Annotated in this window: 17 protein-coding genes and 1 tRNA gene; 16 read left to right on the top strand and 2 right to left on the bottom strand. The window is 43.5% G+C overall.

Annotated elements, in window-relative coordinates; genetic code table 11:
- Positions 1-29: 29 nt before the first annotated feature.
- The 10 genes from folP to rplS all read left to right on the top strand — a co-directional run bounded on the left by folP (position 30) and on the right by rplS (position 7,029).
- Entirely contained in the window at positions 30-854 is an 825-nt protein-coding gene (folP, locus tag GPLA_RS02830; RefSeq protein WP_007103303.1) for a dihydropteroate synthase, read from the top strand.
- A gap of 2 nt (positions 855-856) precedes the next feature.
- Positions 857-2,200, top strand: coding sequence for a phosphoglucosamine mutase (gene glmM / locus GPLA_RS02825; protein WP_007103302.1), 1,344 nt, complete (start codon positions 857-859; stop codon positions 2,198-2,200).
- A gap of 129 nt (positions 2,201-2,329) precedes the next feature.
- Positions 2,330-3,079, top strand: coding sequence for a triose-phosphate isomerase (gene tpiA, locus GPLA_RS02820; protein WP_007103301.1), 750 nt, complete (start codon positions 2,330-2,332; stop codon positions 3,077-3,079).
- Positions 3,080-3,088: 9 nt separating this feature from the next.
- Positions 3,089-3,460 carry a preprotein translocase subunit SecG gene (secG, locus tag GPLA_RS02815; protein WP_007103300.1) on the top strand — a complete coding sequence of 124 codons (372 nt, stop codon included), beginning with the start codon at positions 3,089-3,091 and terminating at the stop codon, positions 3,458-3,460.
- Between the two features lie 12 nt (positions 3,461-3,472).
- Positions 3,473-3,557 (top strand) — tRNA-Leu (locus GPLA_RS02810).
- A gap of 95 nt (positions 3,558-3,652) precedes the next feature.
- Entirely contained in the window at positions 3,653-4,756 is a 1,104-nt protein-coding gene (locus tag GPLA_RS02805; RefSeq protein ID WP_007103299.1) for an ABC transporter ATP-binding protein, read from the top strand.
- Positions 4,757-5,067: 311 nt separating this feature from the next.
- Complete coding sequence (gene rpsP, locus GPLA_RS02800) at positions 5,068-5,319, top strand: 30S ribosomal protein S16 (protein ID WP_006994621.1); 252 nt, start codon at positions 5,068-5,070, stop codon at positions 5,317-5,319.
- A 30-nt stretch (positions 5,320-5,349) separates the two neighbouring features.
- The gene (gene rimM, locus GPLA_RS02795; RefSeq protein ID WP_007103297.1) at positions 5,350-5,880 is read left to right on the top strand and encodes a ribosome maturation factor RimM; all 531 of its coding nucleotides are present in this window, start codon (positions 5,350-5,352) and stop codon (positions 5,878-5,880) included.
- Positions 5,880-6,677, top strand: a complete 798-nt coding sequence (gene trmD, locus GPLA_RS02790; protein ID WP_007103296.1) for a tRNA (guanosine(37)-N1)-methyltransferase TrmD — start codon at positions 5,880-5,882, stop codon at positions 6,675-6,677. The genes rimM and trmD overlap by 1 nt, the downstream gene beginning before the upstream one ends.
- A complete protein-coding gene (gene rplS / locus GPLA_RS02785) occupies positions 6,670-7,029 on the top strand; it encodes a 50S ribosomal protein L19 (protein ID WP_007103295.1) in 360 nt (119 codons plus the stop codon). The genes trmD and rplS overlap by 8 nt, the downstream gene beginning before the upstream one ends.
- 68 nt (positions 7,030-7,097) lie before the next feature.
- Here the strand turns inward: rplS and GPLA_RS02780 are convergent, their stop codons facing one another.
- Positions 7,098-7,481, bottom strand: coding sequence for a VOC family protein (locus GPLA_RS02780; protein ID WP_007103294.1), 384 nt, complete (start codon positions 7,479-7,481; stop codon positions 7,098-7,100).
- Between the two features lie 92 nt (positions 7,482-7,573).
- Here GPLA_RS02780 and soxR point away from each other — a divergent pair, with 92 nt between their 5' ends.
- From soxR to GPLA_RS02760, 4 genes are all read left to right on the top strand, one after another.
- Positions 7,574-8,029: a redox-sensitive transcriptional activator SoxR gene (soxR, locus tag GPLA_RS02775; protein WP_007103293.1), complete on the top strand. Its 456-nt coding sequence runs from the start codon at positions 7,574-7,576 to the stop codon at positions 8,027-8,029.
- A gap of 136 nt (positions 8,030-8,165) precedes the next feature.
- Entirely contained in the window at positions 8,166-9,092 is a 927-nt protein-coding gene (gene rlmF, locus GPLA_RS02770; protein WP_040513847.1) for a 23S rRNA (adenine(1618)-N(6))-methyltransferase RlmF, read from the top strand.
- A gap of 29 nt (positions 9,093-9,121) precedes the next feature.
- Entirely contained in the window at positions 9,122-9,703 is a 582-nt protein-coding gene (locus GPLA_RS02765; protein ID WP_007103291.1) for a sugar O-acetyltransferase, read from the top strand.
- A 29-nt stretch (positions 9,704-9,732) separates the two neighbouring features.
- On the top strand, positions 9,733-10,380 hold the full coding sequence (locus tag GPLA_RS02760; RefSeq protein WP_007103290.1) for a DNA-J related domain-containing protein: 648 nt from the start codon (positions 9,733-9,735) through the stop codon (positions 10,378-10,380).
- A gap of 114 nt (positions 10,381-10,494) precedes the next feature.
- On the opposite strand, the gene GPLA_RS02755 is transcribed toward GPLA_RS02760, so the two are convergent.
- On the bottom strand, positions 10,495-12,696 hold the full coding sequence (locus GPLA_RS02755) for a M3 family metallopeptidase (RefSeq protein ID WP_007103289.1): 2,202 nt from the start codon (positions 12,694-12,696) through the stop codon (positions 10,495-10,497).
- A 404-nt stretch (positions 12,697-13,100) separates the two neighbouring features.
- Here GPLA_RS02755 and GPLA_RS02750 point away from each other — a divergent pair, with 404 nt between their 5' ends.
- Together GPLA_RS02750 and tyrA are read left to right on the top strand one after the other, a co-directional pair.
- A complete protein-coding gene (locus GPLA_RS02750; RefSeq protein WP_007103287.1) occupies positions 13,101-14,192 on the top strand; it encodes a 3-deoxy-7-phosphoheptulonate synthase in 1,092 nt (363 codons plus the stop codon).
- 11 nt (positions 14,193-14,203) lie between these two features.
- Complete coding sequence (gene tyrA, locus GPLA_RS02745) at positions 14,204-15,331, top strand: bifunctional chorismate mutase/prephenate dehydrogenase (RefSeq protein ID WP_007103286.1); 1,128 nt, start codon at positions 14,204-14,206, stop codon at positions 15,329-15,331.
- Positions 15,332-15,337 lie beyond the last annotated feature (6 nt).

The following is a 15,337-nucleotide window of genomic DNA, read 5'->3' as shown; positions in this document are numbered from 1 at the left end:
CGCGAATTAGGTGTGTACGCATTATAACCATGAATTTTAATGACAAAAGCTTGAGCCTCAATGGCCCAAAAGTGATGGGAATACTGAATGTAACGCCTGATTCTTTCTCTGATGGTGGTGCTTTTACTCATATCGATAAGGCGATTGCTCATACGTGTGAAATGATCGAAGCGGGCGCCGAATTTATCGATGTCGGCGGAGAGTCTACTCGTCCTGGTGCGGCAGATGTTACCCTACAAGCTGAGCTTGATAGAGTGATTCCAGTGATTGAAGCGTTGAATGCTCGGTTTGATACCCTTATCTCCATCGATACCAGTAAAGCCGAGGTAATGAAGGCGGGGGTGGCAGCTGGAGCTGGACTCATTAACGATGTGCGAGCATTACAGGAGTCGGGCGCTTTACAAGCGGCTGCTCAAGCGAATGTACCTGTGTGTTTAATGCATATGCGTGGCCAGCCCAGAAGTATGCAGCACGCCCCTCACTATGACGATTTGATGGGCGATATAGAGCAATTTTTACTCACCAGAGCGGACGTATGTGTGCAAGCGGGAATACAACGCGAAAACATAATATTTGATCCGGGTTTTGGCTTTGGTAAAAGCTTGCAGCATAATTATCAGCTATTAGCGCAATTGGATGATATGCACCGCCATGGTTATCCATTGTTAGTCGGTATGTCGCGTAAATCTATGATCGGACAACTTCTTAATCGACCAGTGGAAGAGCGTTTAGCAGGGAGTGTGGCATTGGCGACGATAGCCGCGCTGAAAGGCGCGCAGATTATTCGTGTACACGATGTAAAAGAAACCGTTGATGCAGTAAAAATAGTGTCGATGTTACAAAAGGAAAAATAATAATGAGAGACAGAAAATATTTTGGTACCGATGGCATTCGCGGCAAAGTAGGGGAAAATATGATCAACCCCGAATTCGTGATGAAGCTTGGCTGGGCTGCAGGGAAAGTGCTTGCGGGCAGTGGTACCAATAAAGTCTTAATCGGTAAGGACACCCGAATATCAGGATACATGTTGGAATCGGCACTCGAGGCTGGCTTATCTGCTGCTGGGATCAATATTGGTTTACTTGGCCCTATGCCTACGCCTGCAATTGCCTATCTTACCAAGACTTTCCGTTCTGAGGCTGGCATCGTCATTAGTGCATCGCATAATCCTTATTATGATAACGGTATTAAATTCTTTTCTGCAGACGGCACTAAGTTAGATGATGACATTGAGCTCGCCATTGAAGCCCAGATGGACAAACCTATGGAATGTGTTGCCTCTGATAAATTAGGTAAAGCAGTGCGTATTTCCGATGCAGCAGGGCGTTATATTGAGTTTTGTAAAGGCAACTTCCCGTCCAATCTGTCCCTCAAAGGTTTAAAGATCGTGGTGGATTGTGCCCATGGTGCCACTTATCACATCGCACCGAATGTATTAAGTGAGCTGGGCGCGGATGTCATTGAAATCGGCACGCAGCCTGATGGTTTGAACATCAATCGTAAAGTAGGCGCAACTTCAATGAAAGCGATTGTTGATAGTGTCATCAAGAACAAAGCAGATCTTGGTTTTGCCTTAGACGGTGATGGTGATCGCATTATGTTGGTTGATCATAACGGTAATGTAATCGACGGTGACCAGATCGTATATATCATTGCCCGTGATGCGCTCAAGGCAGGTAAACTTAATGGTGGCGTCGTGGGCACTGTGATGAGCAACCTTGGCTTAGAGGTGGCGCTGAGTACCTTAGGTGTGCCGTTTGAACGCAGTAAAGTTGGCGATCGTTACGTTCTTGAATTACTACGTCGTAAAGGCTGGTCGATTGGCGGAGAAGGTTCAGGGCACGTGTTGAATTTAGAGGCTGCGTCAACCGGTGACGGTATAGTTGCAGGCTTACAAGTTCTAGCGGCTATGTTAAACGCCAATATGACGTTAAGCGAGCTCAGTCGTGGAATGACAAAGTTCCCACAAACGCTTATTAATGTTCGTTTCAATGAAGGGGACACACCTTTACAGTCTGAAGACGTCAAAAGTAGCGTTGTCGAAGCGGAGGATGCATTGGGCGATCGAGGTCGAGTATTACTGCGAAAAAGCGGTACTGAACCCTTGATCCGCGTTATGGTTGAGGCGAATGACGCTATGGATTCTAGGAAGTGGGCAGAGCATATTGCAGATGCTGTACGTACGGCAACTGGACAATAAGTCAGCAATATTAAATGCGCTCCTTTATTTAGCGAATAAAAGTCGTTAAAATTCAATTCTGCTACTTGTATAATGGTAACAGGTTAGTTAATATCTCGCGCGCTTTTCACTGGCACTACAGGAGTTAGGATGCATATGAGTAACCGTCGGCCGATAGTGGCAGGTAACTGGAAGATGAACGGAAATCTGGCTTTAATTAAACAGATGGAAGCGTTATTTTCTAACGCAGAGCTTTCCCATGTAGATGTTGTTGTGTGCCCACCTTTTCCTTATCTAGGTGGTTTCAATGGTAGTGCGTTCGCCTTAGGTGGACAAACAATTAGCCATTTTGAATCTGGTGCACATACGGGTGAAACCGCTGCAAGTATGTTGCAAGAAATGAATTGCCAATATGTTATTTTAGGCCATTCAGAGCGACGTGCTGATAACAACGAGTCGAATGAACTTGTTGCCGAAAAGGTTGATGTAGCGTTAAAACACGGACTTATACCATTGTTTTGCGTTGGTGAACCAGAAGACATTCGCGAGAGTGGGCAATTATTTGATTATATTGCTGCGCAATTAGACGCGGTAATAAGTAAAGTTGGCATTGCTGCATTTAACGATATTGTGATTGCTTATGAGCCGGTTTGGGCCATAGGTACAGGCAAAACAGCAAGTCCAGCGCAAGCACAAGAAGTGCATGCATTTATACGTCAACATTTGGCAAAGCAAGAGAGTGATATCGCTAAGCAATGTGTGATTTTGTACGGTGGTAGTGTAAAAGGCAGCAATGCTGTCGAGCTGTTCTCTCAACCTGATGTAGATGGCGGTTTGATTGGCGGTGCCAGTTTAAACCCAGAAGATTTTTTAAGCATTTGCCTAGCGGCAAAGCGATAGAGGCGACACATGTTTTACGAAGTATTAATTGTAGTTTATTTGATTGTAGCGATTATGTTGATCGGCTTTGTACTTGTTCAACAAGGCAAAGGCGCAGATATGGGCGCATCATTTGGTAGTGGCGGTTCAAACACCGTTTTTGGTTCATCAGGTTCAGGTAATTTCCTAACGCGTACTACTGCAATATTAGCTACATTATTCTTCGTTATTAGTTTAATTTTAGGCAATCAAACAGCTGATAAAGAAAAAGCGGTTGACGATTGGCAGAACATTGAAGTGCCTGTTTTAGATGAGCCAGCTCAATCTACAACGGCACCGGTAGAGTCTGATGTGCCCGTTACTACATCAGAAGTACCTGCAAGCGATATACCTCAAAGTTAAAAGTATTACCACGCGGATGTGGTGGAATTGGTAGACACGCAGCCTTGAGGGGGCTGTGGCTTAGGCCGTGGGAGTTCGAGTCTCCCCATCCGCACCATATTAAAAAAAGGGCCGTAACGTGAGTTACGGCCCTTTTTTATTGTTGTGCCTTTGGCACTACCAGCTAGATTAGGCCATTTAATTTGAGTAATCATGAGTCAAGTTAGTCTTAAGCAAGTTACTAAAACCCTCGGCAGTGGCACAAATCGTTATTGTTTACCGGCGATTACTGTTGAATTTGCAAGAGGTGAATTTGTCGCAATCGTTGGGCCATCTGGTGTTGGCAAGTCAACCTTGCTCAGACTCATTGCGGGACTGGAGACCCATGACGAAGGGGAAATATACTTCGACGATGTCAAAGTTGATGATTTACCAAGCCATAAGCGTAACGTGGGCATGGTATTTCAAAACTATGCTTTGTTTCCGCATTTAACTGTCGCACAAAATCTCGGCTACGCGCTGAGCATCAAACACGCGACTGCATCCCAGATTAGTAAACAGGTCATAGACGTCGCTCAACGTTTAGCTATTGGCGAATTATTAAATCGCTATCCCCGGCAGTTGTCAGGCGGGCAACGACAAAGAGTAGCAATCGGGCGAGCGATGTTGTCCAAACCACAGCTGTTTTTATTTGATGAGCCATTCTCTAATCTCGATCCTGAGCTTAGAAAACAGATGCGCCAACAACTAAAAAACTTGCATGAACATTTATCAGCGACCACTTTATTTGTGACCCACGACCAACATGAAGCGATGGCGTTAGCCCAGCGTATTTTATTGTTGAGCGAAAACGGTATTGAGCAATTCGACACTCCGCAAAATATTTACCAGCAACCTAATAATCTTTATGTCGCTCGTTTTTTTGGTGATCCTAAAATAAATCTATTTGAGGGTAGAGCAGATAGTGAGGGCTTGCATCTGCAGGGCAACGTTAATTACTGCCTAGAATGTCATGTGCCTGAATCATTGTTTAATACAAAATTGACTATCGCTGTGCGCCCTAGAGCATTCAAATTATCGACCAGTACCGTTAACAATAGCTTTATCATGCTAGTAGCAAGAATTGAGTACTTAGGTGATACGCAATACCTGTATCTACACCCCCATAGTGGAGTAGACGAGGCAACAATAGATGATGCCCAAGTGATTGCTGTGGTAAATGAAATGTCGGTAGCGTTAAACCAACGGGTTTATTTAACGTTTGAACTAGCTGATATCTTGCTGTTTGACGAGAATAAACAGCGTATTTCAATCTAGAAATTGATAATAGCGATTACCCACACGTCGTTGCTTGATAAACGAAATAGCTTAATACGTATGCTGTGCCTGAGTATCGCTAAATGAGGGCTACCCAGAAGAACTTTAATCCCTTCGCATACTGTACATGCTAATGGGTCTGAGGGAATGCCAATCTTGTAATAAATCAATAAGCTATTCATTACTATCTAGGCTTGCAATCAAGCGCAAAATCCGTACAATACGGCGTCCTTTTATCGAGTAGTAAATCTGCTCGATAGTTAAAAAGGTACATAAGTTAACGTTAACGCTACAACGAGTTTGAGGCATTTATGGTTACTATTCGTTTACAGCGTGGTGGCGCGAAAAAGCGTCCATTTTATCAAGTAGTGGTTGCTGACAGCCGTCGTTCACGCGATGGTCGTTTTATTGAAAACATTGGTTTCTTTAATCCTACAGCACAAGGTCAAGAAGAGCGTTTGCGTCTTGATCTAGACCGCGTAGAGCATTGGGTAGGAAATGGCGCAGGCTTATCCGACCGTGTTGCTCGCTTGGTTAAAGATGCACAAAAAGCAGCTGCTTAATTGCAATTGTTAAGAAAAATTGAGGTATAAATGAGTCACGCGTCTGACACATTAGTGATGGGCAAAATCGGTGCACCTTACGGTGTTAAAGGTTGGGTCAAAATCACATCATATACCGATGAATTAGACGGTATTTTTGGTTATTCTCCTTGGCTCGTGGGTCAAGACGGTAATACTAAAGAAATTGTCGTTGACCAATGGCGAACCCACAATAAGGGATTGGTCGCCAAACTGGTTGGGGTTGAAACAAGAGATGATGCTGAAAGTGTCAAAAATCTCGACATTTCAATTAAAGCACAGCAGCTACCTCAATTAGATGGTGATGAATTTTATTGGAGAGAGTTAGTCGGCATGCAAGTGGTAACCGAACAGGGTTACAACTTAGGTGTCGTGAAAGAGTTGTTTGAAACGGGTGCGAATGACGTCATGTTAATCAAAGCCAATTTAAAGGACGCTTTCGGTCAAAAAGAACGCATGGTGCCTTATTTAATCGATCAAGTCGTTAAACAAGTGGACCGTGAGGCGAAGACCATTCAGGTTGATTGGGATCCGAGCTTTTAATGAGTTTGGATACGCAGCGTTGGTTTGGGGTAGTGAGTCTGTTTCCCGAAATGTTTCAGACTTTTACCGAACAGGGCGTGACAGGACGAGCCGTTAAGAGCGGTATGTTAAAGGTAGATTTCTTTAATCCAAGGGATTTTACCCACGACAAACATCGTACTGTTGACGACCGACCATATGGTGGCGGCCCAGGGATGCTGATGATGGTTCAGCCATTATTAGACGCAATTCGTGCAGCCAAACAGGCGGCCGAGAAAAAAACTAAGGTGATTTATCTCTCACCTCAGGGGAAAACGTTAACTCAACGTGGTGTTAAACAGCTTTCTGAAAATGAAAGTGTAATTCTGGTCGCTGGTCGCTACGAAGGTATTGACGAAAGAGTGATAGAAGCCGAAATAGACGAAGAATGGTCTATCGGTGACTACATTCTCAGCGGTGGTGAGTTACCCGCGATGGTGTTAATGGATGCTGTAGCAAGACTGGTACCCGGCGTTTTAGGGCATGCACAATCTGCCGAGCAAGACTCGTTTAGCGACGGTTTGCTAGATTGTCCGCACTATACACGGCCAGAAAATTTGCACGGTCAATCAGTTCCTTCTGTATTGTTGAGTGGTGATCATCAAAAAATCAAACAGTGGCGCGAAAAGCAGTCGCTAGGTAGAACCTGGCAACGACGCCCTGAATTATTAAACGACCTAGCTCTGACTGAGGAGCAGCAACGTTTGTTAGATGAATATCAACAAGAGTTGTTGCAGCAAAATGGCAGTTATTCTGGGATGAGAGGATATGATGAGTAAAGTCAATCAAGATATCATCAAGCGCATTGAAGAAGCTCAGTTAAAAACTGATGTTCCTGCATTTGGCCCTGGTGATACAGTTGTTGTTCAAGTACGCGTTAAAGAAGGCGAGAAAGAGCGTCTTCAGGCATACGAAGGCGTTGTAATCGCTAAACGTAACCGTGGCCTACACTCTGCTTTTACAGTTCGTAAGATTTCTAACGGCGAAGGTGTTGAGCGTACGTTCCAGACCCACAGCCCTGCAATTGGTTCAATTGCTGTGAAACGTCGTGGCGATGTTCGTCGTGCTAAGCTTTATTACTTGCGTGACCGTTCAGGTCGTTCTGCACGTATCAAAGAAAAGCTTAACTAATATTAATTTTGCGTTACCGTTAACTTATAAAAAAGCCCGCATTTTGCGGGCTTTTTACTGACTTGATTTTAGGACGTGTAACTGACTACTTCTGCTTCAATACTATCACTGAGCATAAAATAGAAACGTCTACCTGGTTCATATTTACCATGGTTAAAGGTTTCAAAACCTAGAGACATGACGTTTTTTTCAACAACATCTAAGTCATTCACCAATATTCCTAAGTGGTTTACTTTACCAACATGACGGTGATCGATTTCTGCATCGATAAATTGCTTTGGCTGATAAAGTGCTAAGTACGCAGTCTCTGAGCCCACATGTACAGTATAGCCATCGTCCTTGGCTGGACCTGACCAGCGAATATGCCAATTAAATAACAGACAGATTATATTGGCTATTTTGTCCGGATCGGTGACGGTGAGATTAACATGCTCAAACATGGCTGGGCGCATAATGATTCCTCTTTCATTGCTGGATTATTGTATGTAGGAAGTTTAATATCTAAAGCTAACTTTAGATCAAGAAAAATGTTGAGATAATTCTTATGCCCCCGGAGCCTTTGGTCAGTATTGGATTTATTGCTAAGCGCACTGGCAATGCGGTGTCTCTTATTCGCTATTATGCTAATCAGCAACTCATTCCTTTTGTTCGTACTGAAGGGGGAAATCGCGTATTTCCTCGCTCAGTGATAAGGCGTGTTTCTTTTATTTTGATCGCCCAAAATATGGGTTACAGCTTAGAGGAAATTCAACTCTTGCTAAGAGCATTACCGGATAATCGTACCCCCAACAAAAAAGATTGGGCTCGCTTGAGTGAGATTTTTAATGCGCATATTGAGCAACGCATTGCGGAGCTAAATCAACTTAAATCTTCGCTAGCGGGATGCATTGGTTGTGGTTGTTTGTCGCTAGAAAAGTGTCGCCTGTACAACAAAGAAGATAAAATGGCATCAGAAGGGTCCGGGGCGCGATTTTTACTTGGCGATAGTCCTGTTCTTTGAATTACTATGCTAGAACGAAAGGTCGATAGTTTTGTAGATACGCAAACTTAAATCGCTACAGCGATAAACAAAAGATTAATCCACTTAATGTTTAAAAAGGAATGGCTAATTGGCTGTCACACATTTATCTACCAGCATGCATCCCCGTAACCTCCACAAAGAGGGTTACCCCATGACTGAGTTGTGCCAAGCGTATCCCGCGTTAAAGCGCCACCTAGTTAATGCAAATAGCGGCAAGTTAAGCATTAACTTTGCACATCCGGATGCCGTTAAGGCACTAAATGCAGCCTTGCTCATTTATTATTACGGTATGACAGTGTGGGATATACCTGACGGATACCTCTGCCCACCTGTGCCAGGTCGAGCAGACTATATTCATGGTATAGCTGATTTACTCGCAAGCGATTACGCAGGGAATATTCCGACCGGTAAAGAAGTTAGGGGGTTAGACGTCGGCATTGGCGCTAATGTTATTTATCCCATCATAGGGAGCCACAGCTATGGCTGGTCTTTTGTTGGCAGTGACATTGATGCCGCATCGGTGAAGTCAGCAAATACGTTAGCACGTCTGAATCCTAGATTAGCCCCGTTGCTTTCGGTACGTAAGCAAAATAATTCTGCGTATATTTTTAAAGGTATCATCAAAGAAAATGAATATTTCGCCTTTAGCATGTGTAATCCGCCTTTTCATAAATCACCAGAAGATGCTGCACTTGGCAGCCAACGCAAAACCATAGGTTTAAAAAACAATCGTTTAAAACGTACCTCGAAAAATCAGTCACATTCTGCGTTAGCCCCACTTAATTTCTCGGGCACTGGTAATGAACTATGGTGTGAAGGAGGGGAATTGGCATTTATTCAACGTATGATCAGCCAGAGTGTTGAATATAAAAGGCAGGTTAAATGGTTTACGTGCTTGGTGTCTAAAAGTGCCCACTTGAAGGCCATTAAAACAAGTATTAAATACTATGGTGCCGCTAAGTTCGTAAAAGTTGATATGGGACAAGGGCAGAAGCAAAGTCGCTTTGTCGCATGGACCTTTAATGACTCGGTCGCCACATAAAAATGTACCAATCCCCCTAAGGAGCAAACATGCAAACATTAACCGAAAAAGAAAAAATGCTCAGCGGGGAGTATTATTTCCCAAGTAATAAGGTCCTACAGCAAGACCGAGCTAAAGCGAAAGCAGTATGCCAGCAATTTAATTTGGCCCCGGAATCTGCCAATAAATCTGCGCTTAGGGCTCTACAGGGTTTATTCGCAGCCTCTCCTAATTCTTGGATAGAGCCAACATTTTATTGCGACTATGGTTACAACATTCACATGGGCAGAAATTTCTATGCAAATCATAATGTGGTTATCCTTGACGCTGCGCCAGTGACTTTTGGTGATGATGTCATGCTTGCCCCAGGGGTTTTAATCTCGACTGCATCTCATCCACTGGATGCCAAAAGGCGTAACAAGGGTCTAGAAACAGCGAAGCCTATTACCATCGGCAACAGTGTATGGATCGGCATGGGAGCAAAAATCCTTGATGGCGTTACGATTGGTGACAATGCAGTGATTGCTGCCGGTGCGTTGGTCAATAAAGACGTGCCTGCTAATACTGTGGTGGCGGGGGTACCTGCTGTCGTGATCCGCCAAATCGAAAACGAAGATACGATATCTGTATAATCAGAGTTCTAAAGGGGAAGCTAAGATAAATGAATTCCCATAGTAAAAAATGGCCGTTACTCGCTGAGCGTTTGTTGGCGACTCTTGAATCCCTGTTGTTAACATACCCCGAAGGAATAAGTGAATATGACTTACTTAAGAAATTACAAAATGATCAGGGTAGCGACAGGATTTTTAGCCAATTATCCCTAAAGGATCCCCTGCGTCTGTTTCAAAGTCATTTTGTGCTATTTCACGTTCTGTATAAGTTACAACAAGATTGGCGCGCCTGTGGCCTAGGAGATCTTACTATTCACACCCTTAAGATCCAAGCCGTTGCATATACGCCTGCCGCTTATGAAAATACGCTACTAGCGGCCGACTTATTAGCCGAGTATTACTTAGATTGGCAAAATTTGCTACAGACCACAGCAGAGGATGTAGACAATCTGTTTGATGACTTTTGGCAATGTTTATCGAAAGATAAAAATGGCGTGAGCCATCAGCGTTCAAACGAAACAGCTGAGCAACTGCTATTAAGTTACGCCGCGTTAAACCTTCCAGTTAATGCCAGTCTTGCTGACGTTAAGCAGCAATATCATAAATTGCTCCATCAATATCATCCTGATAAAGGTGGCCACACCTGTGATGCGCAAAAGGTGCAAGTGGCGTATGCCTATATACGCCGTTTTGGATAACGCATTTCTGAGTCGAAAAATTTTCTCGAGAGCATTTTTGGGTTTTGCGACATGTATAAAAAAGCCCTGCATAGCAGGGCTTGAACGTTAAAATCGGAGCAGTCAATACCATTTTTACTGGTTTTTTGCTGCTTTTAATTCCTCTTCAGTCAATAAACCGCGGCGCTCGAGTAATGGCCACACTTGAGGATCCTGGCCTCTAAAACGGCGGTACATTATCATTGGATCTTCAGTGCCACCGGTTTCCAGCACATGTTTACGATAACCGTTAGCGGTATCTTGGTCGAAAATACCGTTTTGACTAAATACTTGCCACGTATCGGCATCATAAATGTTTGACCAGATGTATCCATAATAGCCAGAGGCATATCCACCAGAGAATATATGTGAGAAGTAACCTGTACGGTATCTAGGAGTGATTTGCGGAATTAATCCAATCTCATCCATTGCCGCTTTCTCAAATGCGTCTGCATCTTGCTCAGTGGCTGTTTCAAGGGTATGCCATTTCATATCCAGTAAGGCAGCCGCCATGTATTCTGTGGTGGCAAAACCTTGGTTGAATTTACCCGCAGCTTGAATTTTTTCGATTAACGCTTGGGGGATCACTTCTCCTGTTTTGTAATGCTTGGCAAACTGCGCTAGCACTTCAGGCTCCATCATCCAGTTTTCCATTACCTGGGATGGATACTCTACGTAGTCTCGTGGCAAAGAAGTACCAGTCTGTGATTGATAATAACCGTCTGATAGTAAACCTTGAATGGCATGACCAAATTCATGGAACAAAGTAGATGCTTGATTAAATGTAAGCAAAACGGGTGCATCACCAACGGGGCGAGGGTAGTTGAGTACATTGAAAATAATCGGTTTAACGTTCTCGCCAAACATTTTTTGCTGTTTACGGTAGGAGTTCATCCAAGCGCCGCCACGTTTGCTCTCACGCACGTAGTAGTCAGCCATGTATATGCCTATACTTGATCCGCCTTTATCAAAAACCTCAAAAGTGCGTACATCAGGGTGATATTTTGGAATATCTTGACGCTCTTGAAACGTTACACCCCATAGCTTTTCTGCGGTGTAAAATACCCCCTCACGAGTAGCATCAAGTGAAAAATAAGGCTTGGTTTGCGCTGCATCTAGATCGTAGCGAGCTTTACGAATTTTCTCGGCGTAGTACCACCAATCGTAACCTGCGAGTGTGAAATCACCCCCTTCGGCTTTGATCATTTTTTGCATATCGGCGGCTTCGTTTTTGGCTTGGGCTAGTGCCGCAGGCCAGACTTGGTTAAGCAAGCCATAAACATTCTCAGGGGTTTTTGCCATAGCCTTTTCAAGCACGAAATCCGCGTAGGTTTTGTAGCCAAGTAGTTGAGCTTTTTGATAACGAAGGGAGGCAATTTCGGAGGCTAATTTCTTATTATCGTTAGCGTTGTCATTATCGCCCCGTTGAATGTAGCCTTCATATAAGGCTTTACGCAGTTCACGGTTATGTGCATAAGTTAAAAATGGATTTTTGCTCGGGCGATGGGTAGTAAAGACCCATTTCCCATCGTGATCTCGCTCTGTGGCAGTAACCGCTGCTGCTGCAATAATATCTTCTGGTAGACCAGCGAGATCTTCTTTATTGTCGATAACCAATTCGAATGCGTTGGTTTCAGCGAGTAAATTTTCACCGAATTGAACAGATAATTTGGATAACTGACCGTTTAAGTCGCGCAGTTTAACTTTATCAGGGTCATTTAAATTAGCACCGCCACGCACAAACGACTGGTAGCTATCTGCCAGCAGCGTTTTCTGGTCAGCACGAAGCGTTAACTGCTCTTGCTGTTCATATACGGCTTTAACCCGAGCAAAAAGAGCAGCGTTAAGGTAAATATCATCGTTCAATGCTGATAAACGAGGTGACATTTTCTTAGCTATTTTTTGCATCTCAGGCGTTGTATCGGTGCCATTTAGCGCATAGAAAATAGTGGTTACATGACTCAGTGTTTGACCTGATTTTTCCATTGCCTCAATAGTGTTCTCGAAGCTGGCAATTTCGCTATTAGCGGCGATGTCTGAAATTTGTTGTTTATTTTGCGCAATCGCGAAATCAAATGCCGGTTCGTAATGCTCGATCTTAATCTTTTCAAATTGCGGTACGCCAAATGGCGCGTTTGATTCGGTTAACAATGGATTGTTTTGCTGTACTGATTTTGTTTTTTCTTGATTACGTTTTTGTTGTTGAGTTAGCGCTTCATTTACTTGGCTGTTGGTGTCTGGTTGACACGCAGCAAGCATGACAGCCAGTGCGATTGGGCTGAGTATTGCTTTGTTCATATGGATCCCTGATATCAGTGTAATGACGACTATGTTGTCGTTCGTTTTATGGCCATTGTGTCGTTGCAACGGTTACGACTAAAGACTATCGCGATCAGTTGTATAACCGCAAATTTGTTGTTCTATACTGTGTCAACAAAGTGTAAGCGTTGATGTGCAGTTATAAGCGTGGTTTATTTTTACCGCTAACGTGTGGGTATTTTGCGCAAAATAGCGATTAAACAAATTAAGCCTTGCGAAAAAAATAATGAACTGTTAAAAAGTCAATTAAATTACATAAAAAGTTAATTTGCAGTTGTAATTATATGTTTACATTTAATTGGCCGCTTACTTTGAATTTGTCATTTCCAGTGCGACTGCTTTAGCAGATCGTGTATTACCCATCACTACTGTGAGTCAAGATTATGTTACGCGACAACATTAACAATATTAACGTTACCTCTGAACAGGTACTGATTACCCCTGAAGCATTGAAGCAAGAGCTTCCTGTGACTGACCATGCTTTGTCAGTTATTCAGTCATCACGAAAAATTATTTCCGATATTATTCATCGCAAAGATCACCGATTCTTGCTCATCAGTGGACCTTGTTCGATTCATGATATCGACGCTGCAAAAGAATATGCCCTTAAACTTAAAGAGATGCATGAATCCTGTAAGGATACTTTGTATATAGTCATGCGAGTGTATTTTGAAAAACCTCGCACCACTGTGGGTTGGAAGGGCCTCATTAACGATCCACATATTGATGATACTTTCGACATTGAAACCGGCTTGCGCAAGGCGCGTGAATTGCTGATTTGGTTAGCGGAGTTGGAAATTCCTGTTGCAACTGAAGCACTTGATCCGATTAGTCCGCAATACCTTGCAGAGTTATTTAGTTGGTCAGCTATTGGTGCTCGTACCTCTGAGTCACAAACTCACCGTGAAATGGCCAGTGGTCTTTCAATGCCTGTTGGCTTTAAAAACGGCACTGACGGTAGCCTTGATATTGCTATAAATGCACTGCAATCGGCTGCATCAGGTCACAGCTTCATGGGTATTAATGGTCAAGGGCAAGTCAGCGTAATCAAAACTCAGGGTAATCCTGATGGTCATATTATTCTGCGCGGCGGCAAGCAGCCCAACTATGACTCAGTTTGTGTTGCTGATTGTGAAGAAGAAATGCGCGCTGCAAAACTCAGTGCAGGTTTGGTGGTTGATTGTAGTCACGCAAATTCAAGTAAAGATTATCGTCGTCAGCCGTTAGTGGCTAAAAACGTGGTTAATCAGATACTTGAAGGTAATCAGTCGGTGATTGGGATCATGCTTGAAAGTCACTTGAAATCGGGCAATCAGAGCAATAAAGGTAAAACGGCTAGTGAGTTAGAATATGGAGTTTCGATCACCGATGGTTGTATTGACTGGGAATCAACAGACGAGTTAATTAACCATATGCGTGATAAACTCATTACGGTATTGCCATTGCGGTTAAATAAACTCCACAGCCCGGACTAAAAGGAACTTAGATGTCAACCGAACTTGAAAAATTACGCAATCAAATCGACACAGTCGATTCTGAATTAGTGGCGTTATTGGCAAAACGTGCTGCGCTAACTGAGCAGGTTGGCATGTATAAAAGTAAGGTTGGCTTACCTATTTATGTTCCCGCTAGGGAAGCTGAGTTAATCGAACAGCGCTGCGCGCAAGCAAAGGCGCTGGGCGTGCCACCTGCTTTGGTTGAGGATTTATTAAGGCGGATAATGCGTGAGTCTTATCACACGCAAAATAAACGCTACATGTGTTGTGCGCCAGAAGTGCATAAAATTGTCGTTATTGGTGGCGCAGGTGCTTTAGGGCGAATCTTCGTTGATATGTTCACTCGTAGCGGTTACACGGTCGACATTTTGGAACAAAAGGATTGGCCAAGAGCGGATGAGATATTTGCGCAAGCAAATTTAGTCTTGGTTGCCGTGCCCATTCAGTTGACGGAACAAATTGTTGCCAAGCTGGATAATCTGCCAACTGATTGTATTTTAGCGGATATTACCAGTACCAAAGCCGTTCCACTCAAGGCAATGTTGGCTGTCCATTTGGGGCCTGTGGTTGGTCTACACCCAATGTTTGGACCAGACGTTTCCAGTATGGTCAAACAAGTTGTGGTGGTCTGCCACGGACGTGGTGAAGAGAAATACCAGTGGTTGCTGCAACAAATGCGAGTTTGGGGCGCTGCGTTGCAAGAAACCGATGCTCAAGAACATGATGATGCCATGGTCTTTATTCAAGTCATGCGGCACTTCTCCAGTTACGTGTTCGGTGCGCACCTGCTCACTGAAAACCCGCCACTTGATCAGTTAATTTCATTGAGTTCACCTATATATCGATTAGAGCTTGCAATGGTCGGGCGATTATTTGCTCAAGACCCTGCTTTATATACAGATATTATTTTTAACAATAAAGACAGTGTTGCAGTGCTTACTAGCTTTAGAGATACATTTGATAATGCACTTGATATGCTGAAAAAGGGCGACAAAGGCGCATTTATTAAATTATTTTTTAAAATAGGAGCCTGGTTTGGGGATTACTCGAAACAGTCTTTAGTCGATAGCAAAAAGTTACTCCTTAAAGCCAATGATGACCGTACAATAAGTGAGTAGTGATGG

Origin of the sequence: Paraglaciecola polaris LMG 21857 (assembly GCF_000315055.1) — a bacterium.
GTDB classification, from domain to species: Bacteria; Pseudomonadota; Gammaproteobacteria; order Enterobacterales; family Alteromonadaceae; genus Paraglaciecola; species Paraglaciecola polaris.
The sequence above is the reverse complement of the archived record's forward strand: the minus strand, read 5'-3'. Positions and strand labels throughout refer to the sequence as shown.